The sequence below is a fragment of the Immundisolibacter sp. genome, from assembly GCF_050250495.1.
In the GTDB taxonomy this organism is placed as follows: Bacteria; Pseudomonadota; Gammaproteobacteria; order Immundisolibacterales; family Immundisolibacteraceae; genus Immundisolibacter.
The window spans coordinates 146,664-166,584 of sequence record NZ_JBFWOM010000005.1 but is presented as its reverse complement, the minus strand read 5'-3'; the positions used below and the strand labels follow the sequence as shown (position 1 = coordinate 166,584).

Here is a 19,921-nt window from a genome sequence, read left to right as displayed (position 1 = left end):
CTAACGTGAATTGTACACCGGCCGGTGTATAATCCCGCTCGCAATGCGAGACAGAAGCATTGTTATCAATGGGTTGGCGCAACGTGCCGGATTATCCACCAAAGCCTCCCGGAGGGTCGCCTCCCAAGCTGCTGGACCAGGTACGGGACCGGGTCCGCCGGCTGGGCTATGCGAAGCGAACCGAACTGTCCTACGTGCACTGGGCAAAAAGGTACATCCTTTTTCACGGCAAACGCCACCCGCGTGACATGGGCAAGCAGGAGGTGGAAGCGTTCCTGACCAGTCTGGCGGTGGAGCGGGGAGTGGCGGCGGCCACCCAGAACCTGGCGTTGGCGGCGATTCTGTTTCTGTATCGGGAGGTTCTCGCTGCTCCGCTGCCGTGGCTGGACGACGTGGCGCGGGCAAAAAGGCCCGCCCGTCTGCCGGTGGTGCTGACGCGGTCCGAGGTGCAATCGATTTTGGAGCACACCGATGGCACCGCGGGCATGATGCTGCGCTTGCTGTATGGAACCGGGATGCGGCTTATGGAGTGCGTGCGGCTGCGGGTGAAGGATGTTGACTTCGCGCTGCATCAGATCACCGTGCGCGACGGCAAGGGTGGCAAGGATAGAGTGACGATGTTGCCGCGGTCGTTGGCAGTGTCGCTGCGCGCGCATCTGGCGCAGGTCAAATCCTTGCACGATACCGATCTTGCGGCGGGGTATGGCGCGGTGTGGCTACCGGATGCTCTGGCGGTGAAGTACCCGAATGCGGCCAAGGCGTGGGGTTGGCAGTATGTTTTCCCTGCGGCGGGTATTTCCACGGACCCACGCAGTGGCGAGCGGCGGCGACATCACGTGGACGAGAAACAGCTGCAGCGCCAAATGCGCAAGGCGGTGTTGGCCGCTGGTATCGCCAAGCCGGCCACTCCCCACACGCTGCGGCACTCGTTTGCCACTCATTTGCTGGAAGGCGGTTACGACATCCGCACCGTGCAGGAATTGCTCGGCCACGCGGACGTGAGCACCACGATGATCTATACCCACGTTCTGAACCGCGGTGGGCGGGGTGTGGTCAGTCCGCTGGATTGAGGCGCAAGGCGGTCTGGCGGGCTGCGGACTGGTTGTGCCAACAACGCGCGGTTATTCCGCGCTGTCGATGGCGGGGAGCTCGGCTGATTCCGGCTCAATGGTGAGCCAGGTGCAGCCGCGACCCGCCGTGCTGCGTGTGGGTTGAGCGACCCGCGGGGTTAGCGCGGGCAGCCCGGTCGGCGCCGATCAGAGCTTGTACCGCTCGGCATGCGTGTCCAGCAGTTCCTGCTGGGCGTTGATGCGCGGGAAGGGTTCGTCCGGCACGGGCACGCCGAGGAACGCGCACAGCGGCGCCCAACCCTGTGCCACGTCGTAGGTGAGCAGACGCCCAGCCGGCAGGGTCTGCTGCACGGTGCGGTTGTGGCGCTCGTACACGTCGATGACGTGCGCGCGGTCGGTGATGCGGTTGTCGAAGGTGCGCTGCTGCACGATGTCGCGCGCCATGGCGATCTGCCGGCGCGCCGCCTCGTCGTCCGGTATTTCCGATGCCTGCATGAAGCGGAACAGCGTGCCGTCGATGCTGCTGAACCAGCGCTCGGCGTCGCGCACGGTGAGGATGACCTTGGCGTGCGGGTAGAACGCCGCGAGTTCGCGCCAGAAGTAGCTCGCCGGCCAGTCCACGGCGGAGTTGTACTCACCCAGCAGGCTGTCCCAGTCGCCGCGCGCGCCGGCCGCGAACTGCTGCCACATCGGACCGTGCTCGATGTGCTCGAAGATGCGCGTCATGTGGTAACACGGGCCGAAGCCCAGTCGTTCCAGCGCCGCCTTCAGCGACAGCGTGCCGGTGCGGCCAAGGCCGGCGCCGATGACTTGCAATGCCATTGAGTCTGCTCCCGAAATTGTGGTGCCCAAGCGAGGCCGCAGAGTGTAACCAGACGCCGCCGGGCGGCCGGCGGTGGTATAGAAACCCCCGGCCCGCGGACGCGCACGCGGCCGGCAACACCACACTAACGAGCGCGAGCACGAGGAGCGAGTCAATGAAATACATCATTCTGGGCGCCGGCGGTCTCGGCTCCGTGGTCGGTGGTTACCTCGCCGACACCGGGCAGGACGTGACGCTGATCGGCCGCCAGGCGCACATGGACGCGATCGCCAGGGACGGCCTCGAAATCACCGGCCCGAAGGGCGATTTCCGCATCCGGGACCGCCTCACGCTGGCCACGCACCCGGACCAGGTGCCGGGCGAGCACGACTACCTGATCGTGTGCGTCAAAAGCAAGGACATGGAGTCGACGCTGGCGGACGCGCAGGACCTGGTGCGGCGCGTCGGCACGGTGCTGACGCTGCAAAACGGCATCAACAAGGAGCCGCGCCTGGAAGCCTGGGCGGGTCCAGGCAAGGTGGTCGGCGCGTCCACCATGGAAGGCGCGACGCTGGTCGCGCCTGGCAAGTGCATCAACCCCTTCACCGGCCCGGCCACGGCGTACTTTGGCGAACTCGACGGCCGCATCACGCCGCGCGTGGAGGAGCTCGCCCGCGCCTTCACCGCCGCCCGGATGAGCGCCAAGGCGGTCGACAACATCAAGCAGGTGACCTGGGAAAAGCTGGTGCAGATTGGGCTTGCGTCGAGCTGGTCGGTGAGCAATCTCGCCGGGGGCGATTTCTATTTCATCGACGGCATCACGGTGCGCGAGGGCGCCGAGTCGTACATGCAGATCGGGCTCGAACTGCTGTCGGTCTACCGCGCACTCGGCTACGAGCCACAGGACTTCTACGCGCCGATGACGCAGTTTCGGGATCTGGAGAAAGGCAGTTTCGACGAGGGCGTGGCGCTGCTCATGGCCTGGGGCAACCAGCTGAAGGCCGCCAACATGAAAAGCCGCACCTCCATGCACGTGGACTTCACGCGCGGGCGCAAGCTGGAGGTGGACGAGATCATCAAGCCGTTCATCGACAAGGCGCGCGAGCTGCGGATCGCCATTCCGACCGTGGTGGCGGCGTACCGCACCATCAAGCTGCTGGATCACTATCTGAAATAGCGACCCGTCCGCCGGGGCGGGTCAGGAACCCGGCGCGTGGCGCAGTGTGGCTCGCGCCGCGAAGCCGGCCAGCGCCGCGGCCACGTCCGCAAAATCCAGCAGTTCGGTCAGCGTGGCGATGGTCGGGCGGATCAGGGTGAGGTCGTGCGCCCGCCCGGCGGCGAGCGCATCGGCCGGGGTCAGCCAGCGGTAATCGACCGCCTCGGTGCCGTCCACGCGCACGCCGCCGCAGCGGTTGGCATCGGCCACGAAAAACCACGTCGCGTACCGGCGCACCTGCCCGGGCGGCGTGGTCCAGTGGGCCACCTCCACCAGCGCGTCGGGGTCGAGCAGCAGGCCGGCTTCCTCGGCCGCCTCGCGCACGGCCGCACGTCTTGGCGCGCGCTCGGCGCCGTCGCGGTGGTCGCCCTCGTCCACCCGCCCGCCCGGAAACACCCACGCACCCGGCGCAAACACCAGCGCCGGGCTGCGCTGCACGAGCAGCACTTCGAGCCCGTGCGGGCCGTCGCGCAGCGGCGCCACCGTGGCGGCGGGTTGTACAGTGACGGTCATACGCCGCTGCCGTAACGCAGGCGGTACCAGGCGCCGCCCACGTACTCGTGCACGGCGAGCATGGAGCGCGCAAACGCCAGCCCGTCCGGCAGCCAGCCGGGCAGGTCCGAGCCGGTTTTCCACGGCGCGGGCACCAGCGTCGGCGCCGGTATCACGTCCAAACCGGCGTGCTCGAACACCGCCACCGCGCGCGGTAGGTGCCAGCCGTGCGTCACCAGTGCCACGCGGGTGATGCCGTCCGGCGCCAGCAGGTCGCGGCTGTAGCGGGCGTTGTCGTAGGTGGTGCGGGCGCGGCTTTCCACCCAGCGCGGCTGCACGCCCCAGTCGGCCAGCGCCTGCACCATGTACGCGGCGCCCGGCACGTCGTCTTTCGGGCCGCCGTCGGTCACCAGCACCGGCAGGCCGGTTTGCCGGGCGAGCAGCGCGCCGTAGCGCAGGCGTTCCAGGGCGAACGACTTCACCGTGCCGCCGCCGTAATCGAGGAGGTTGCGCTGCGCGCCGCCGCCCAGGATGACGATGGCCTGCGCCTGCCGCAGCGCCGCCGGCGTGGCTGGCGGATAGTGGCTCAGGGAATCGAGCAGCGTGCTGGCGACGATGCTGCTCGACAGCACCAGCAAGCCCGCGATGCACAGCACGCACAGCGCGCGGGCGAGGCCCGGCCGGCGGCGGATGAGCAGCGCCGCCACGGCGAGCAGCACCACGAACACGCCCGGCGGCTCGACGAACGCCGCCACGGCCTTGACGGCGTAGTACTCCACGTCAGGCCACGGCGTGCCCGGCGGCCTGCAGGTCGGCGTGGTAGGACGAGCGCACCAGCGGGCCGCTGGCGACATTGGCAAAGCCCATCTCGCGGCCGCGCGCGGCGAGCTCGGCGAAGGTTTCCGGCGGCACGTAGCGGCGTACCGGCAGGTGGTGCGCCGAGGGCGCCAGGTACTGGCCGATGGTCAGCATGTCGACGTCGTGCGCGCGCAGGTCCGCCATCACGGTGAGCACCTCCTCGTCCGTCTCGCCAAGACCGAGCATCAGGCCGGACTTGGTCGGCAGGTCCGGCAGCAGCGCCTTGCAGCGCTTGAGCAATTCCAGCGAGCCCCCGTAGTCGGCGCCCGGCCGGGCGGCGGCGTACAGGCGCGGCACGGTCTCGATGTTGTGGTTGAACACGTCCGGCGGCGCGGCGGCGAGGATGTCCAGCGCCACGTCGATGCGGTGGCGAAAGTCCGGCACCAGCACCTCGATGGTGGTGGCCGGCGAGCGCTCGCGCACGGCGCGGATGCAGTCCACGAAGTGCCCGGCGCCGCGGTCCGGCAGGTCGTCCCGGTCCACCGACGTGATGACGACGTACTTCAGGCCCAGCGTCGCCACGGCGTCGGCCAGGTGCGCGGGTTCGTTCTCGTCGAGCGGGTCCGGGCTGCCGTGCGCCACGTCGCAGAACGGGCAGCGGCGCGTGCACTTGTGGCCCATGATCATGAACGTGGCCGTGCCCTTGCTGAAGCACTCGCCGATGTTGGGGCAGGACGCTTCCTCGCACACCGTGTGCAGGGCGTTGTCGCGCAGCAGCGTCTTGACGCGCTGGAAGTTCGGGCTCGCCGGCAGGCGCACGCGCAGCCAGTCCGGCTTGCGCAGCGTCGTGCCGACCGGCTCCACCTTGACCGGGATGCGCGACACCTTGTCGAGGCCGCGCTGGCCGAGCTTGCGGGAGGTGGTCACGGGCAGGTCCTGGGTAATGCCGGGCAGGTGGGCGATTTTACGTCGCGCAGCCGGGTGGACTATTGGCAGGCGCTTGACCGGCCGCGGCCGGATACCTATGGTTGGTATCTATTCGTACTTGAGAGGCACAGATGGCCAGAAACACCAGCGTCAGTCTCGGCGAGCACTTCGAGCAGTTCATCGCACGGCAAATCGACGTCGGCCGCTTCGGCTCCGCCAGTGAGGTGATTCGAGCCGGCCTGCGCTTGCTCGAAGACAACGAGGACCGGCTCGCCGCGCTGCGTCGCGCGCTGCGTGAAGGCGAGCAAAGCGGCCGGGCGGATTACACCTGCGAGGCGTTCATCGAAGAGCTGGATCAACGCCCGCGGTGACGCCGTTTGCGCTGACCCGCAAGGCGGTGGCGGATCTTCGCGCCATCGCCGTGTACACCGACAGGCGTTGGGGACGGGATCGCCGCAACCTGTACGTCCGGCAACTGGACGAGGCGTTTCGACTGCTGGCGACTAACCCGCACGTCGGCAAGCCGTGCGAAGACATCCTGCCGGGTTACCGGAAATTCCCGCAGGGCAGTCACGTGATCTTTTATCGCGACGGCGTGGATTGCCCGGTCGAGATCGTGCGCATCCTGCACAGGAGCATGGACGTTTCCGTGGCGCTCGGCGGGAGTGAGGCGCCCGAGCCCCCGCCACCCCTCGCATAAAATGCCCGCCCCGCGTCGGCCGGAACCGCCACGCAGTCCGCCCGTCCAAACCCCCGCATGAGCATGACCCTCGAACGCCAGATCGAACGCCTGAACCCGCCGCAGCGCGAGGCCGTGACCGCGCCCGGCCAGACGGCGCTGGTGGTGGCGGGCGCCGGCAGCGGCAAGACCCGCGTGCTGACGCACCGCATTGCTTGGCTCATCGAAATCGAGCGCGCGGCGCCGCAGGAAATCCTGGCCGTGACCTTCACCAACAAGGCGGCGGCCGAGATGCGCGAGCGCATCGGCGAGCTGCTGCACATGTCGCCGCGCGGCCTGTGGGTGGGCACCTTCCACGGCATCGCGCACCGCCTGCTGCGCGCGCACTGGCGCGAGGCCGGGCTGCCGGAGACGTTCCAGATCCTCGATTCCGACGACCAGCAGCGCCTCATCAAGCGCCTGCTGCGCGAGCTTGGCGACGACACGACCAAGCCGGCGGCGGTGGCGTCCTTCATCAACGCCCGCAAGGACGAAGGCCAGCGCGCGCGCCACATCGACACGCAGGGTTTTGCCGACCGCGAGCGCCTGGCCGAGCTGTACCGGCGCTACGAGGCGGCCTGCGAGCGCGGCGGCATGGTGGATTTCGGCGAGCTGCTGCTGCGGTCGAACGAGCTGTGGGTGCAGCAGCCGGCGCTGCGCGACCACTACCGGCGCCGCTTCCGGCACATCCTGGTCGACGAGTTCCAGGACACCAACACGCTGCAGTACGCCTGGCTGCGGAACCTCGCCGGAAGCGAAACCAGCCTGTTCGCGGTCGGCGACGACGACCAGTCCATCTACGGCTGGCGCGGCGCCAAGGTGGAAAACATGCGCGAGTTCGAGCGCCAGTTCCCGGACGTGAAGGTGATCCGCCTCGAACAGAACTACCGCTCGACCGGCACCATTCTTTCCGCCGCCAACGCGCTGATCGCCAACAACCGCGAGCGCCTCGGCAAGAACCTGTGGTCGGACGCCGGCAGCGGCGAGCCGATTCGCCTGTACGCCGCCTACAACGAGCAGGACGAGGCGCGCTTCGTGGTCGAGCAGATCGAGGCCTGGGCCGCTGCCGGCAACCCGCGCGCCGAGGTGGCCATCCTGTACCGCTCGAACGCGCAGTCGCGCGCCTTCGAGGAACAGCTCATGGCGCGGCGCATCCGCTACCGCGTGTATGGCGGGCAGCGCTTTTTCGACCGGGCGGAGATACGCGACGCGCTCGCATACCTGCGCCTCGTCGCCAACCCGAACGACGACACCGCCTTCGAGCGGGTGGTGAACCAGCCGCCGCGCGGCATCGGCGACAAGACGCTGGAGACCCTGCGCGACGAAGCGCGCGCCGGTGGTCTTTCACTGTGGGCGGTGTTGACGCGGCTGCTGGAGGGCGGTGGCCTGCCCGGCCGGGCGGCCAGCGCGCTCGGCGGCTTCGCCAAGCTGATCGGCGAACTGCGCGCGGCGGGCAACGGCCAGCCGCTGATGGATCAGGTGACCGTCGCCGTCGAGGCCAGCGGCCTCAAGACGCACTATGCCAAGGACCCCGACGGCCGTGGCGAGGGCCGGGTGGAGAACCTCGACGAGCTCGTGAACGCCGCCAGCCTGTTCGTGAACGAGGACGAGGAGCTCGACCCGCTCACGGCGTTCCTGAGCCACGCCGCGCTCGAAGCCGGCGACGCCCAGGGCGAGGCCGGCGCCGACTGCGTGCAGCTGATGACGCTGCATTCGGCCAAGGGCCTCGAATTCCGGCAGGTGTTCCTGGTCGGCGTGGAGGAGGGCCTGTTCCCGAGCCAGCGCTCCATCGAGGAGCCGGCGCGGCTGGAGGAAGAACGGCGCCTCGCGTACGTCGGCATCACCCGCGCCCGCGAGCGGCTGTTCGTCAGCTACGCCGAGAGCCGGCGCATCCACGGCGAGACGCGCCCGGCGATGGCGTCGCGTTTTATCGAAGAAATCCCCGCCGAGCACCTGACGGAAGTGCGCCTGCGCGGCACCGTGGACCGGCCGGTGAGCGCGCGCCAGGCGGGTGGCTTTGGGCGTGATGCCTATGGCGATGGCGGCTTCGGCGGCCGTGGGTATGGCAACGGCGGCTACGGCAATCGCAGTGCGAGCCGCGGTAATAACGACTTCGCCCGTCCGGCCGCCGCGCCGCCAAAGCGCGAGAGCGCCTGGGCCACGCCGGCCAAGGTCGCCGAAGGCGCGGGCGGGCTCGAAGTCGGCCAGCGCGTGCGCCACGGCAAGTTCGGCGAGGGCGTCATCGTTGACTTCGAGGGCCAGGGCCCGCGCACCCGCGTGCAGGTGAAGTTCGCCAGCGCCGGCAGCAAGTGGCTGATGCTGGACATGGCCGGCCTCACGCCGGCCTGAGCGGTAGTCGCTACTGCCTCGTCGCGAATCGATCCGGCGCGTGTGCCGGATCGATGCCGCCTGTGCCCGTCAGCCGAAACGCCCGTCCAGAAAATCCAGCACCAGCTGGTTGAAGGCCTGCCGCTGCTCGATCTGAATCCAGTGCCCGCAGTGGTGGAACTGGTGCAGCTGCGCGTTCGGCATGCGCTCGGCCACGTACTGGCTGGTGCTGGTCGGGATGAAGAAGTCCTCCCGCCCGTGCGTGACCAGCGTCGGGTGCGGCATGGCGCGCAACTCGTGCTCGGGCACCACGAAGGCGTCCACGTGCACTTGCGCGTCGCCCGGGAACATCAGCTCGAACTGCTTGCGGATGCGGTCCTGCATCACAAGGCCGAAGCGCTGGCGGGCGATGGCGTCGACGTCCCCGCCCAGCACGTCCGGGTTGTGCAGGAACTTGCGCACGAGATACGCGAGTTCCTCCTCGGTGCCTGTGCGGTAGTAGCCCCAGCCGCGTTGCAGGCCGGGTGTGGCGGTGAACGGCGCACCGACCGCGCCCATCAGCACGATGCGCTCGAAGCGCTCGGGGTGCCGGCGCAGCAGTTGCAGCGTGACACCGCCGCCCATGGAATTGCCGACCAGGTGCGCCTTGCCGATGCCAAGGCCGTCCATGAGGGCAATGATCTGCGCCGTCCACGCCTCGATCCACGCCGCGGCGCCGGTCGGCGGCGCGTGGTGCTGGCTCTCGCCAAAGCCGGCGATGTCGGGCGCGATGGCGCGGTAGCGCTCGCCCAGGAACGGCAGCGCGTGCACCCAGTTGGACATGGCATTCGCGCCCGGCCCGGAGCCGTGCAGCAGGATCACGGGCTGCGCGTCCGCGGCGCCGCAGTGGTGGAAGAAGGTGTCGAAGCCGCCGGTTTTCTGGCGGGCGTTGGCCACGTCCATGAGTTTCTCCTCGGGTTTTTCGGGAAAGCGCGAACGGGCGCGATGGTAGCGCGGGCAGCGCGTCAGCCAGCGGCTTGACCGACTGCGGGCAGCACCTGCGCCAGCAGCACCTGCGCGACGCCGATGAGCCCGCCGAGCAGCACGCCGAACCAGGTGATGGCGCGGAACTGCCTGCGCGAGAAGCCCAGCACCAGGTCTTCGAGCCGGGCCACGTCGAGCGCGTCGATGCGCTCGCGGATGCGCTCGCGGATGTGATCGCCGCTCGGGCCATCGGCGCGCGCCAGGGCATCGATCTCGCGCAGCAGGAGGTCGCCCGCCATGCCCTTGGCCATGCCGAGCATGGCGGCGTTGGCGCCGAGCAGCCCGCCGAGCTGGTCGACCATGCCGGCCACCTTGTCCTTCAGGCGCCCGCGCACCTGCTCGGTCAGCAGCAGGTCAGCCACCTGGTCGCCGTCCAGCACATGCTGGGTGAAGGTCTCGGCGATGGCATAGGCAATCTGGCCACGCTCGCGCGGGATCAGGCCCGGCGTCAGCGGTACCCGCCAGCCGAGCACCCGCCACGGCGCGTAGGGCCGGAACAGCATGCGGATGGCGACGTCGTTGGTCACCCCGCCGATCACGGCGCCGACCAGCGGCGGCAGCACCCAGCTTGTCCACGCACTCAACTCATCACCCCCCGCAGTCGTTGTGCGGCGGCGGAGGCCCGCTCCGGCTCCGGCGCCGTCATTACCCGATTGCGGCCCGCTGCCTTGGCCTGGTACAGCGCCGCGTCGGCCGCCTTGACCAGGTCGTCGAAGTGCAGGCCGCTGTCCGGGCGCAGGCTGGCGACGCCGACGCTGATGGTCACGAACGGCTGCCCGGCGGCCGACGCATGCGGCAGGCGCAGATTCTCGATCGCCAGGCGCAACATGTCGGCGATGGCGGTGGCGCCGCTGGCGGGCGTCTGCGGCAGCAGCACGGCGAACTCCTCACCGCCCATGCGGACCACCAGATCGCTTGGACGGTGCACCAGATCGCGCGCCGCGGCGGCCAGACGCCGCAGGCAGGTGTCGCCGGCCGGGTGGCCGAAGTGGTCGTTGTAGCGCTTGAAGTGGTCGACGTCGAAGATGATCAGCGCTACCTCGCCGCCCTGGCGCAGCGCGCGTTGCCACTCGCCCGCCAGGGTCTCGTCGAAGTGGCGGCGGTTGGCGAGGCCGGTGAGCTGATCGAAGCGCGCCAGCCGCGCGAACTCCACCTGCAGCAGGATGCCGTCCGTGTAGGTGCGGTACAGCTCGGCGCCGGCGAGCGCGCTGCTGAACGCCAGCAGCAGCAGGCCGCCGGCCGCCGCCGGCGCGGCTTGCGGTCCCAGCAGACTGAGGGCCAGCGGCGCCGTCAGGGTTGCGATCAGCAGCCAGCCGAATGCGCGGCCAAGACGCGCCAGCGGCGCGAACTCCACCAGCACGGCGGCCACCAGCACCAGCCAGGTCAGCAGTTGCTGCTTGGGCCCGCTGCCGGCCACCAGCAGCACGCTGCCGATACCCCAGGCAAGTCCCGCCACCAGCGCCGAGTTGACGTAGTACGTGCGCCACTGCGCGAGGCGCGTTTCCGCCACCCGCTGGCGGGTGAAGCGTCTTGCCAGCCAGCCCCGACCCACGGACACCGCGCCGTGCACACCCAGCCAGGCCACCACCTTTGGCACGGACAGGTCCGGCCACAGCAGGCCGGCCAGGCCGCAGGCGCACAGCAGGCTCAGCAGCGGCGGCAGCGCGCCGCGGCGGTACAGATCCACCACCTGCCGGCGCAGTTGCGCCGTGCTGCTGGCGTCGGGTGGCAGCGCGTCGGCGACGTCGGCCGCCTCGGCCAGGGCGTCCCGGCGCGGGCCGCGCGTGCCGGCGGTGCGCGTTGAGCTCACCTCACGCTCCGGACGCCCCCAGCCCGACGTCGAACAGGCTGTCGAGGTCGTGCCGCGAGTAGGCGCGAAACGCCAGCAGCGTTTCCGTGCCGACGATGCCCTTGAGCACGGCGAGCCGCTCGGTGACCAGCGCGGACAGATCCTCGGGCCGCGCCACGCGGGCAATCGCCACCAGGTCGTGCGGGCCGCTGACCGAGTACACCTCGGCCACGCCGGGCAGCTCGGCGAGCGTCTGCGCCAGTGAATTGACCTGGCCGCGCTCGGCGCGGATCAGCACGAATGCCGTGATCATCGGGCAGCCTCCGTGGGGGTGGCGTGGTCGCAGGCCGCCAGGGCGCGGCGCACCGCCGGCAGCAGCGCATAGGCCGGAAAACACAGCAGGAATGTCAGCAGAAAGTAGTCCCGATAGCCCATCAGCTCCGCTCCAAAGCCGCTGGCGAAGCCCGCAAGCGACCGGCTGAGCGCGAACAGCGACGACAACAGGGCATATTCGCTGGCCGCCTGGCGGCGATCCACCACTGCCATCAGGAAGGCCAGAAACGCCCCCGTGCCGAGCCCGCCGGTGAACGATTCGGCCACGCTGGCGCCGTACAGCACCGTGGTCGATACCGTGCCCGTGGCGTCGAGATGCGCCGCATAGGCGTAGCCGAGATTCGACAGCGCCTGCAACAGACCCAGCGACCACAGCGCCGTGAACACGCCCAGTCGGTGCGTTACCACGCCGCCCAGCACGCCGCCGGCCACAGACAGTAACAAACCGGCGTTGACGGAAACGAGGCCAATTTCACTTGCGCTGAATCCCGCATCCACCCAGAACGGTTTGACCATGAAACCCATGGCCGCGTCACCGAGCTTGAAGGTCAGCGCGAACGCCAGCACCGCCAGCATGTGCGGGCGGGCCAGCAGCGAGGCGAACGGCGCCGTGAGCGGCTGTGCCCCACCGCGCGCCGGTTGCCGCGCGGCCAGCGCGAAAAGACCGAGCGCGGCGGCCGCGAGCGCGGTCTCGGCGTGGCCGCCCAGCCACTGCATCTGTCTGCCCACCAGCCAGGCGAGCAGCGCGACGAGCGCCAGACCGGCGTAACGCACGCGCGGCTGGCGCAGCAGCGTGGCGATGTCCGCGAGCCGGGGGCGCGGCGCCACGCGCGGCGCCTCGGCCGGTGCGGCGCGGCACACCAGCGCCAGCAGCGCCAGCACGCCCGCGGCCGCGGTGAACGTGGCCGGCCAGCCGATGTGCCCGCTCGCCATCAGCAGCGCACCCGCCGTCAGCATGCCGACGCGGTACAGCGCGATGCGCACGCCGTTGGCCAGACCCAGCTCCTCGGGCGGCACCTTCTCCACGGTGTAGCCGTCGATGGCGATGTCGTTGGTGGCCGACGCCAGCGCGAACAGCCCGAGCGCCAGCCACAGCGCGGGCTGGTCGGGCGTGAGCCCGGCCAGCGCCAGCACACAGCCGGCCATCAGCAGATTCGCCGCCTGCATCCAGCGCCGGTGCCCGCGCCAGGCGTCCACGGCCGGCGCCCACAGGAACTTCAGCGTCCAGGCGAGACCGAGCAGGCCGAGCACGCCGATCTGGCGCAGATCCACGCCCTGCTGGCGGAAGTACACCGGCAGCAGGTCGAGAAAAATGCCGAGCGGCAGGCCCTGCGCGAAGTACAGCGCGCCCACCCAGAACAGGCGGCTGCGCAGCGGGGATGGCCGCTCAGGCATCGGCGGGCGCCGGCGCGAACCAGGCCAGCGTGTCGTGCAGCGACACCACGCCGCCGACGATGATCAGCGCCGGCCCCGGCAGGTGCTGGGCGGCGGCGGGCAGGTCGGCGAGGGCCGATGTCACCACCTGCTGGCGCAGCGTGGTGCCCTCGGCCACCACCGCGGCGGGCGTGGCGGGGTCCTTGCCGTGGGCGATCAGCGCGGCGCAGATCGGTTCGATGGCGCCCAGGCCCATGTACACCACCAGCGTGCCGCCGATCGCCACCAGTTGATCCCACGGCAGATCGACGCCGCCGTCCTTCAGATGCCCGGTCACGAACACGCACAGTTGCGCGTGGTCGCGGTGGGTGAGCGGGATGCCGGCATACGCCGCGCAGCCACTCGCGGCGGTGACGCCCGGAACGATCTGGAACGGAATGCCCTCGGCGGCCAGGGTGGCGATTTCCTCCCCGCCGCGGCCGAACGTGAACGGGTCGCCGCCCTTCAGGCGCAGCACGCGCTTGCCGGCCTTGGTGAGCCGCACCAGCAGTGCGTTGATGTCCTCCTGCGGCAGCGTGTGCTGGCTGGCGCGCTTGCCGGCGTCGATGCGTTCGGCCTCGCGCCGCGCCATGTCGAGAATCTCGGGCGCCACCAGCCGGTCGTACACGATCACGTCGGCCTGCTGCAGCAACCGCAGCGCGCGAAACGTGAGCAGGTCCGGGTCGCCCGGCCCGGCACCGACCAGGTACACCTCGCCCACGCCGCCGGCCGCGCCGCGCGCGATCAGCCGGTCGAGCAGTTGCCGGGCGCGCGTGTCCTGTCCCGAGAGTGCGAGTTCCGCCACCGGGCCTTGCAGCGCCTCGTCCCAGAAGCGGCGCCGCGCGATGGGGTCCGTGATGCTTGCGCGCACCGCGCCGCGCACGCTGCCGGCCAGATCCGCCAGGCGCCCATACGCGGCCGGGATCAGCGTTTCGAGCCGCGCGCGCAGCAGCCGCGTCAGCACCGGCGCGCGGCCGCCGGAGCTCACCGCCGCGATCACCGGCGAGCGGTCCACCACCGCCGGCATGATGAAGCTGCACAGCGCGGGCGTGTCGACCACGTTCACCGGCACGGCGCGGGCGCGGGCCTCGGCGGCCACTTCGGCGTTGAGCGCGGCATCGTCGGTGGCGGCGATCGCCAGCGTCATGCCGTCGATGTCGGTCGGCTCGAATGGCCGCTCGCGCAGTTCCACGTCGCCGACTAGCGCGCGCAGCTCGTCGCAAATGTCAGGCGCCACCACCACGCCGCGGGCACCCGCACGCAGCAGCAGCGACAGCTTGCGCGCCGCCACCGGGCCGCCGCCCACCACCAGGCAGGGCCGGCCACGCACGTCGAGAAAAATCGGCAGGTAGTCCATTGACCTAGAACAACAGCTTCAACCACGGCGGCAGCGCCAGCGTCAGCAGCAGCCACGACAGCAGGTTCAGATAGAGGCCGGCGCGCGCCATGTCGCGCACCGCAAGCACGCCCTGCGAGAAGGCCAGCGCGTTCGGCGGCGTGCCCACCGGCAGCATGAAGGCGCAGCTCGCGGCGAGCCCGGCCGGGATGGCGAGCGCCACGATGTCCCCGTTGCCACTGTCGCCGCCGGCCGCGATGGCGCCCACCACCGGCAGGAAGGCCGCCGCCACCGCCACGTTGCTGGCGAATTCCGAGATCAGAATGATGCTCGCCACCACGGCGGCCAGGATCAGCCACGGCGGCCCGTCGGTGAGCGGCGCCAGCAGCCCGCCGAGCGCCTGCGCGAGCCCGCTGCTGCTCACCGCGTCGGCGAGCGCGAGGCCGCCGCCGAACATCACCAGCACGCCCCAGGGCAGGCGCTCCACGTCCGGCCAGCCGAGCAGCGCGCGCCGCTCGCCGCCGCCGGCAGGCAGCAGGAACAGGGCGAGCGCGCCGGCCATGGCGACGCCGGAATCGCCCAGCCGCTGCGCCCACGCCCAGGGTGCGAGCGGCCGCAGCAGCCAGGCCGCCACCACCAGACCGAACACCAGCGCGAGACGTCGCTCGCCGGTGCTCCAGGCGCCGTGCGCGCTGGTCACGCCGAGCGGCGGCGCGTGCGCCGGCAGGCGGTGCTGGCGCACCAGCAGCCACCAACTCGCCAGCAGCAGCACGGCCGCCAGCGGCACGCCGACCAGCATCCAGCGCGCAAAACCAATCTCGATGCCGTACCGGTCTTGCAGGAAGGCGGCCAGGAACGCATTGGGCGCCGTGCCGACCAGCGTGCCCAGGCCGCCCAGCGTTGCCGCGTAGGCGATGCCGAGCAGCACGGCGCGGGCAAAGCGCGGCGCGCCAGGGTCGTCCGCATGCCCGTCGTCCGCCGGCCAGCGGTCGATCAGCGCGCGCCCGGCCGGCAGCATGGCGAGCGCCGCCGACGTGTTGTTGACCCACAGGCTCAGCGCCGCGGTCGCCAACATCACGCCGCCCAGCGCCGCCCGCGGGCCGTGGCCGCTCAGGCGCAGCACCGCCGCCACCAGACGCTGGTGCAGGCCGTGTTTTTCGATGGCGAGACTCAGCGCGAAGCCGCCGAAGAACAGCCACACGATCGGGTGCGCGAACTGCGCCGCGACCGGGTCCAGTCTGGCCACGCCGAGCACCGGCAGCACCAGCAGCGGCAGCAGCGCCGTCACCGGCAGCGGCAGCGCCTCGGTGAGCCACCAGGTGCCCATCCACAGCGTGAGCGCGGCCACCTGCCAGGCGGCGGGCGAGAAGCCACCCGGCGCCGGAATGGCCAGCAGCAGCGCGAACAGCGCCGGCCCGGCCAGCAGCGCGGCGCGCGAGGGTGGGTTCGCCTCAGGCATCGACGGCGGGGCGCACGGCGGTGCCGACCCGGCGAAGGAAAACGCTCCGGTATAGTGCCGGGCGGGCTGAAAACACACGCCGGAGGGGCTGAAACATGGATCTCGGACTGGCCGGAAAAGTCGTGGTTGTCACCGGCGCCACGCAGGGCATTGGTCTTGCCTGCGCCGTCACCTTTGCGGGCGAAGGCGCCCGGCTGATGCTCGCGGCGCGCGGTGCGGATGGTCTCACGGCGGCTGCGGCAGCGGCGAGCGAAGCCGGGGCGAAAGAGGTCGCGACGGCCACCTGCGACGTGACCGCCGATGCCGACGTCGAGCGCCTGGTGGCGGCCACGGTCGAGCGCTACGGGCGCATCGACGTGCTGGTCAACAACGCCGCCGGCAAGCTGCCGGCCGGCGAGTTCGCCGACATCACGAACGACGCCTGGCTCACCGGCTGGAACCAGAAGCTGCAATGCCACATCCGCGCCAGCCGGGCCGTGTACCCGGTGATGCAGAAACAGCAATCGGGCGTGATCGTGAACGTGCTCGGCACCGCCGGGCGCAACCCGAAGGCGTCCTACATGCCGGTCGGCATCAGCAATGCCGCGCTGTACAACTTCACCAAGAGCTTTGCGGACCTGTGCGCGCCGCAGGGCATCCGCGTGCTCGGCGTGGCGCCGTCCGGCGTCACCACCGACCGCTGGACGCGCCTGGTGGCCGCCCGCGCGCCGGCCGAGGGCAAGACGCCTGCGCAGTTGCAGGCGGAGGTGGACGCCGCGCTGCCGCTGAAGCGCATGGCGCACCCGCAGGACGTGGCGAACGCCGTGTGCTTTGCGGCGTCGGACCGCGCCAGCTACATCTGCGGCAGCGTCATTACCGTGGACGGCAACAGCACGCAGGGCGTTTATCTGTAGGCCGCGCCGTCACAGGCGCCGCCAGCGCCAGATGGCGAAGCCGACCGCCACGGCGGCCTGCGCCGCGGCGGCGAGGGTGGTGAACCCCGTCGCGTCGTTGCCGAGCGGCAGCAGCAGGCCGGCCAGATCGTCCGCGCCGAGCGTCCGCAGCAACCACGGCAGCAGGCCGTACAGCAGGGCGAGATAGATCAACGTGGTGGCCGCCACCCGGCGCGGCTGGCGCGCGTAGGCAAAGGCCTGCATCAGCGCCGCGTCGCGCAGCGCGAACAGGCACAGCGCGAGCGCGAGCGTCGCCATCGGCCACCCGGTGGCGGCCGTGAACTGCGTGCCGAGGGCGAACAGCAGCGCGACGGCCAGCGCCACCGGCCAGCCCGGCAGCTCGCGCGCCGCCTGTGCCCACTGCCGGCGCGCTACGCGCGTCTGCACCTGCCGCATGGCGACGACGCCGGTCTGCTCCAGAAACAGCAGCCCGTAGGTGGCGACAAGGCTCACCGCAACGCCCGTGCCGAGCAGCCGCCCCGCCGCCGTGCCGGTCGCCGGGTTCACGAAGCCGGCCAGATACCCGCTCGCGAAGCCAAGAAACGCCACCAGCGCCCACGGCAGCGTCGGTACGTGCAGCGCCTGACACAGGCTGCGATACGCGCCGAACACGGCCCACGCCGCAAACACCACGGCGCTGGCGAGCGCGAAATCGATGCGGGCGAAGCTTGCGCCCCACCAGCTGACGACCTCGTGATCGCGTGTCCAGTCGCGCAGCGGGCCGACCAGCCACAGCAGCGCCAGCAGCCAGACCACGGCATTCGTGCTGCGGGTGCCCTGACCGCGCTGCGCGCCGAGCACGGCGCCGCCGATCGCCACGGCGTGGCACAGCACCGACCCCGCGACGATGAGGCCCGCGAGCTTGAGCGTCGGGAGCCACTGCGCGCCCGCCAGGATGAACACCGCAAGACACAGCCCACCCGCGTACCAGACAAACGCGGTGGCGCCGAACAGCTTGCCGAGCGTCATCTGCCACGGGCCAAGACTCGTCAGGCGCTGCGCGTCCCAGGTGCGGTTGCGCGCCTCGTCGCCGACGCTGTCGGCGGCGAGCTTGCTGCCGAACGCAGCGAGCAACAGCGCGCTCGCCGCGCCGGCCACGGCGGCGAGTGGCTCCGGGCTGTGGGTGTTGCTGAGGATGAGCGCGCAGGCGAGCGCGATGATGGCCGGCGTGGCCACCAGGCGGTGCACCGACAGCTCCAGCCACAGGTTGCGGCGCAGTTCCGGGTTCATGGCGCCTCCTCGGTGCCGACCGTGCGCAGGTAGGACGCGTGCAGGTTCTCGCGCTGCGGGCTGAAGGCGCACACCGGCACGCCGCGCTCGACCAGCGCGCGCAGCACGCCGGCCTGGGCAACGTCGTCGCCGGTGATTTCGAGCAGCGCTTCGGTGGTGTCGCTTTCAAGCAGTTGGGCGTTCGGGATGGCCCCGATCACTCCCGCGAGGTCCGCCGCGGGTGCAGTGAGACCGAGGCGCACCTGCCGCCGCGGCGCGGCCGGGCTCACGCCAAGCGCGCGGTGCTCGACGAGCCGCCCGGCGCGCAGCACCAGCATGTGCGTGCAGTACTCGTCGAGCTCGGCGAGGATGTGGGACGACACCAGCAGCGTCATGCCGTCGCCCTGCAGGCGCCGGAACAGGCCGGCCAGCGCGTGGCGCGCCTCGGGGTCGAGGCCAGCGGCCGGTTCGTCCAGCAGCAGCACCGGCGGCGCGTGCACCAGCGCCTGACCGATGGCGACGCGCTGGCGCTGGCCGCGCGACAGCTCGCCGCAGCGCCGCTCCAGCAGGCCGTCGATGTCGAGCCGCTCGGCGGTGCGCTGCACGGTGGCGGCGAGATCGCGCTGCGCCACGCCGTGCGCGGCGGCCATGTAGCTGAGCGCGCGGCGCACCGTGAGCGCGTCGTACAGGCCGTAGAAATCGGCCAGATACCCGAGGCGCCGGTGCGCGAGACGCGGCTCCTCCAGCACGTCCACGCCGGCGAGCTCGATGCGCCCGAGCAGCGGCCGGTCGAGCCCGGCGATGCAGCGCAGCAGCGTCGACTTGCCGGCGCCGTTCGGCCCGACCAGCGCCGTGACGCTGGCCGGCTCCACGCGAAACGACACCGCGTCGAGCGCCCTGACGCCGGGGTACTCGAAACTGAGCTGCTCGACCACGATGGCGGCGCGGTTCATGGTGTGGGTGCGTCCGTTTCGGAAGGGTGTGGACAAGTCGGCGGCGCAGTGTCCGGCGCGCCGCGCGGCGCTGCAATGGCGCCCGGCGGCTTCATGCCGACGGCAGGCCCCGTTCGCGCAACCAGGCGCGCGCGTCCTCGGCGTCGTGCTCGAACCACGCAGCGGTCGACCCCAGCCGAAAGCTGTAGCCCCAGGCGTCCATGTCGCGCATCAGCCGCGCCCGGCCGACCCCCGGCAGGTGATCCGCCAGCAGGATCTGCAGGTAGCAGACGGCGCATTCCTCGACGTCGTCGCCGCCGGCGTCCGTGTGCAGGCCGGCGCGGCGGGCGGCGTCCATGCACAGCCAGTGGCAGGCCTCGTGCAGGGCCGAGTGCAGCGGCGTGTCCGGGCGCACGTAGAGCCGGTCGCCGACCAGGCCGGCTTCGCTCTCGCCCCAATAGCTGCCGGGAATCAGCGCGTCCGGTGCCAGCCACTCGACCGTGAGCCCCTGCGCGCCGAGCAGGGCGATCAGCGCCCCGGCATCGACATCGGCAAGGCGCAGCACGTCGTCGTTCATGCGGGTTTGCGCAGCACGTAAAGCGCCACGTGGTCGGCGACGGGCTGGGGCTGATCGCCGCGCAATCCGGCGCCGGCTGCGAGGGCGAGTACCTCGCCCGGCGGCACGCGTACCGCGAGCGGCGGCCCCGGTGGCGGCGGTACCGGCAGGAACTCGACGATTGCCACCACGCCGCCCGGGCGCAGCACGCGCGCGATCTCAGTGAGCACGCCGGGTGCCCTGCCGCTGCCCGCGAGGTGATGCAGCACCAGCGCCAGCAGCGCGCCGTCGACGGACCCATTCGCCAATGGCAGCGGCGCGGTGATGTCCGCCCGCAGCGCCAGCAGCGGCAGTCCGTGTGACTGCGCGGCAAGCCAGGCGAGGCCATCCACCCACAGGTCGATGGCCAGCACGGGTATGCCCCGCCGTGCGAGCCCGAGACTCCAGTCGCCGCGTCCGCAGCCAAGATCGAGCACGCGCCCGGCGCCGGCGAGTGCGGCCAGCACCGGCGCGTGGGCCACGAATTCGAAGCTGCTGTGCTTGCCGGGCGCGCGGGGCGGCGCGGCGGCGGGATCGGGTGGCTGCATT

Annotated in this window: 21 protein-coding genes; 6 read left to right on the top strand and 15 right to left on the bottom strand. The window is 71.1% G+C overall.

Annotation, left to right across the window (positions count from 1 at the left end; translation table 11 throughout):
* The first annotated feature begins 68 nt into the window (after window positions 1–68).
* Window positions 69–1,070 (top strand): integron integrase, encoded by a 1,002-nt coding sequence (locus AB7F93_RS06050; RefSeq protein ID WP_428301987.1) that lies wholly within the window; start codon window positions 69–71, stop codon window positions 1,068–1,070.
* Between the two features lie 186 nt (window positions 1,071–1,256).
* Here the strand turns inward: AB7F93_RS06050 and AB7F93_RS06045 are convergent, their stop codons facing one another.
* Window positions 1,257–1,892: a sulfotransferase family protein gene (locus AB7F93_RS06045; RefSeq protein WP_428301986.1), complete on the bottom strand. Its 636-nt coding sequence runs from the start codon at window positions 1,890–1,892 to the stop codon at window positions 1,257–1,259.
* 155 nt (window positions 1,893–2,047) lie between these two features.
* Between AB7F93_RS06045 and AB7F93_RS06040 the strand changes: the two genes are divergently transcribed.
* Entirely contained in the window at window positions 2,048–3,049 is a 1,002-nt protein-coding gene (locus AB7F93_RS06040) for a ketopantoate reductase family protein (protein WP_428301985.1), read from the top strand.
* 21 nt (window positions 3,050–3,070) lie between these two features.
* Here AB7F93_RS06040 and AB7F93_RS06035 read toward each other — a convergent pair whose 3' ends face one another.
* From AB7F93_RS06035 to lipA, 3 genes are read right to left on the bottom strand one after another with little or no spacing between them, the layout of a single operon-like run.
* Window positions 3,071–3,601 (bottom strand): NUDIX hydrolase, encoded by a 531-nt coding sequence (locus AB7F93_RS06035; protein WP_428301984.1) that lies wholly within the window; start codon window positions 3,599–3,601, stop codon window positions 3,071–3,073.
* Window positions 3,598–4,359 carry a YdcF family protein gene (locus tag AB7F93_RS06030; RefSeq protein WP_428301983.1) on the bottom strand — a complete coding sequence of 254 codons (762 nt, stop codon included), beginning with the start codon at window positions 4,357–4,359 and terminating at the stop codon, window positions 3,598–3,600. Before AB7F93_RS06030 ends, AB7F93_RS06035 begins: the two co-directional genes overlap by 4 nt.
* 1 nt (window position 4,360) lies before the next feature.
* Window positions 4,361–5,311: a lipoyl synthase gene (gene lipA / locus AB7F93_RS06025; RefSeq protein WP_428301992.1), complete on the bottom strand. Its 951-nt coding sequence runs from the start codon at window positions 5,309–5,311 to the stop codon at window positions 4,361–4,363.
* Window positions 5,312–5,436: 125 nt separating this feature from the next.
* Here lipA and AB7F93_RS06020 point away from each other — a divergent pair, with 125 nt between their 5' ends.
* The 3 genes from AB7F93_RS06020 to uvrD are packed head-to-tail and all read left to right on the top strand — an operon-like array spanning window position 5,437 to window position 8,372.
* Entirely contained in the window at window positions 5,437–5,676 is a 240-nt protein-coding gene (locus AB7F93_RS06020; RefSeq protein ID WP_428301982.1) for a type II toxin-antitoxin system ParD family antitoxin, read from the top strand.
* Window positions 5,673–6,005, top strand: a complete 333-nt coding sequence (locus tag AB7F93_RS06015; protein WP_428301981.1) for a type II toxin-antitoxin system RelE/ParE family toxin — start codon at window positions 5,673–5,675, stop codon at window positions 6,003–6,005. Before AB7F93_RS06020 ends, AB7F93_RS06015 begins: the two co-directional genes overlap by 4 nt.
* 57 nt (window positions 6,006–6,062) lie before the next feature.
* Complete coding sequence (gene uvrD, locus AB7F93_RS06010) at window positions 6,063–8,372, top strand: DNA helicase II (protein WP_428301980.1); 2,310 nt, start codon at window positions 6,063–6,065, stop codon at window positions 8,370–8,372.
* A gap of 69 nt (window positions 8,373–8,441) precedes the next feature.
* Here the strand turns inward: uvrD and AB7F93_RS06005 are convergent, their stop codons facing one another.
* The 7 genes from AB7F93_RS06005 to AB7F93_RS05975 form a co-directional block, all read right to left on the bottom strand.
* Window positions 8,442–9,293 carry an alpha/beta fold hydrolase gene (locus tag AB7F93_RS06005; RefSeq protein WP_428301979.1) on the bottom strand — a complete coding sequence of 284 codons (852 nt, stop codon included), beginning with the start codon at window positions 9,291–9,293 and terminating at the stop codon, window positions 8,442–8,444.
* Between the two features lie 62 nt (window positions 9,294–9,355).
* Complete coding sequence (locus AB7F93_RS06000) at window positions 9,356–9,937, bottom strand: DUF445 domain-containing protein (RefSeq protein ID WP_428301978.1); 582 nt, start codon at window positions 9,935–9,937, stop codon at window positions 9,356–9,358.
* Window positions 9,938–9,954: 17 nt separating this feature from the next.
* Window positions 9,955–11,184, bottom strand: a complete 1,230-nt coding sequence (locus AB7F93_RS05995) for a diguanylate cyclase domain-containing protein (RefSeq protein ID WP_428301977.1) — start codon at window positions 11,182–11,184, stop codon at window positions 9,955–9,957.
* 1 nt (window position 11,185) lies between these two features.
* Window positions 11,186–11,476 (bottom strand): Lrp/AsnC family transcriptional regulator, encoded by a 291-nt coding sequence (locus AB7F93_RS05990; protein ID WP_428301976.1) that lies wholly within the window; start codon window positions 11,474–11,476, stop codon window positions 11,186–11,188.
* The gene (locus tag AB7F93_RS05985; protein ID WP_428301975.1) at window positions 11,473–12,891 is read right to left on the bottom strand and encodes an MFS transporter; all 1,419 of its coding nucleotides are present in this window, start codon (window positions 12,889–12,891) and stop codon (window positions 11,473–11,475) included. Before AB7F93_RS05985 ends, AB7F93_RS05990 begins: the two co-directional genes overlap by 4 nt.
* Window positions 12,884–14,266: a siroheme synthase CysG gene (gene cysG / locus AB7F93_RS05980; protein WP_428301974.1), complete on the bottom strand. Its 1,383-nt coding sequence runs from the start codon at window positions 14,264–14,266 to the stop codon at window positions 12,884–12,886. Before cysG ends, AB7F93_RS05985 begins: the two co-directional genes overlap by 8 nt.
* A gap of 4 nt (window positions 14,267–14,270) precedes the next feature.
* Complete coding sequence (locus AB7F93_RS05975) at window positions 14,271–15,704, bottom strand: SLC13 family permease (protein WP_428301973.1); 1,434 nt, start codon at window positions 15,702–15,704, stop codon at window positions 14,271–14,273.
* Between the two features lie 95 nt (window positions 15,705–15,799).
* Here AB7F93_RS05975 and AB7F93_RS05970 point away from each other — a divergent pair, with 95 nt between their 5' ends.
* Entirely contained in the window at window positions 15,800–16,597 is a 798-nt protein-coding gene (locus AB7F93_RS05970; RefSeq protein ID WP_428301972.1) for an SDR family oxidoreductase, read from the top strand.
* A gap of 9 nt (window positions 16,598–16,606) precedes the next feature.
* Here the strand turns inward: AB7F93_RS05970 and AB7F93_RS05965 are convergent, their stop codons facing one another.
* The 4 genes from AB7F93_RS05965 to AB7F93_RS05950 form a co-directional block, all read right to left on the bottom strand.
* On the bottom strand, window positions 16,607–17,866 hold the full coding sequence (locus AB7F93_RS05965; protein ID WP_428301971.1) for a hypothetical protein: 1,260 nt from the start codon (window positions 17,864–17,866) through the stop codon (window positions 16,607–16,609).
* Window positions 17,863–18,798, bottom strand: a complete 936-nt coding sequence (locus AB7F93_RS05960; protein WP_428301970.1) for an ABC transporter ATP-binding protein — start codon at window positions 18,796–18,798, stop codon at window positions 17,863–17,865. Before AB7F93_RS05960 ends, AB7F93_RS05965 begins: the two co-directional genes overlap by 4 nt.
* Window positions 18,799–18,889: 91 nt before the next feature.
* Window positions 18,890–19,354: a hypothetical protein gene (locus tag AB7F93_RS05955; protein ID WP_428301969.1), complete on the bottom strand. Its 465-nt coding sequence runs from the start codon at window positions 19,352–19,354 to the stop codon at window positions 18,890–18,892.
* A complete protein-coding gene (locus AB7F93_RS05950) occupies window positions 19,351–19,920 on the bottom strand; it encodes a class I SAM-dependent methyltransferase (RefSeq protein WP_428301968.1) in 570 nt (189 codons plus the stop codon). Before AB7F93_RS05950 ends, AB7F93_RS05955 begins: the two co-directional genes overlap by 4 nt.
* Window position 19,921: the final 1 nt, after the last annotated feature.

Excerpts from the sequence above, each read along its gene's own strand:
- AB7F93_RS06050 (WP_428301987.1), top strand. The coding sequence starts at position 69 with ATGGGTTGGCGCAACGTGCCGGATTATCCACCAAAGCCTCCCGGAGGG.
- AB7F93_RS06045 (WP_428301986.1), bottom strand. The coding sequence starts at position 1,892 with ATGGCATTGCAAGTCATCGGCGCCGGCCTTGGCCGCACCGGCACGCTG.
- AB7F93_RS06040 (WP_428301985.1), top strand. The coding sequence starts at position 2,048 with ATGAAATACATCATTCTGGGCGCCGGCGGTCTCGGCTCCGTGGTCGGT.
- AB7F93_RS06035 (WP_428301984.1), bottom strand. The coding sequence starts at position 3,601 with ATGACCGTCACTGTACAACCCGCCGCCACGGTGGCGCCGCTGCGCGAC.
- AB7F93_RS06020 (WP_428301982.1), top strand. The coding sequence starts at position 5,437 with ATGGCCAGAAACACCAGCGTCAGTCTCGGCGAGCACTTCGAGCAGTTC.
- uvrD (WP_428301980.1), top strand. The coding sequence starts at position 6,063 with ATGAGCATGACCCTCGAACGCCAGATCGAACGCCTGAACCCGCCGCAG.
- AB7F93_RS06005 (WP_428301979.1), bottom strand. The coding sequence starts at position 9,293 with ATGGACGTGGCCAACGCCCGCCAGAAAACCGGCGGCTTCGACACCTTC.
- AB7F93_RS05990 (WP_428301976.1), bottom strand. The coding sequence starts at position 11,476 with ATGATCACGGCATTCGTGCTGATCCGCGCCGAGCGCGGCCAGGTCAAT.
- AB7F93_RS05985 (WP_428301975.1), bottom strand. The coding sequence starts at position 12,891 with ATGCCTGAGCGGCCATCCCCGCTGCGCAGCCGCCTGTTCTGGGTGGGC.
- cysG (WP_428301974.1), bottom strand. The coding sequence starts at position 14,266 with ATGGACTACCTGCCGATTTTTCTCGACGTGCGTGGCCGGCCCTGCCTG.
- AB7F93_RS05975 (WP_428301973.1), bottom strand. The coding sequence starts at position 15,704 with ATGCCTGAGGCGAACCCACCCTCGCGCGCCGCGCTGCTGGCCGGGCCG.
- AB7F93_RS05970 (WP_428301972.1), top strand. The coding sequence starts at position 15,800 with ATGGATCTCGGACTGGCCGGAAAAGTCGTGGTTGTCACCGGCGCCACG.
- AB7F93_RS05965 (WP_428301971.1), bottom strand. The coding sequence starts at position 17,866 with ATGAACCCGGAACTGCGCCGCAACCTGTGGCTGGAGCTGTCGGTGCAC.
- AB7F93_RS05960 (WP_428301970.1), bottom strand. The coding sequence starts at position 18,798 with ATGAACCGCGCCGCCATCGTGGTCGAGCAGCTCAGTTTCGAGTACCCC.
- AB7F93_RS05955 (WP_428301969.1), bottom strand. The coding sequence starts at position 19,354 with ATGAACGACGACGTGCTGCGCCTTGCCGATGTCGATGCCGGGGCGCTG.
- AB7F93_RS05950 (WP_428301968.1), bottom strand. The coding sequence starts at position 19,920 with ATGCAGCCACCCGATCCCGCCGCCGCGCCGCCCCGCGCGCCCGGCAAG.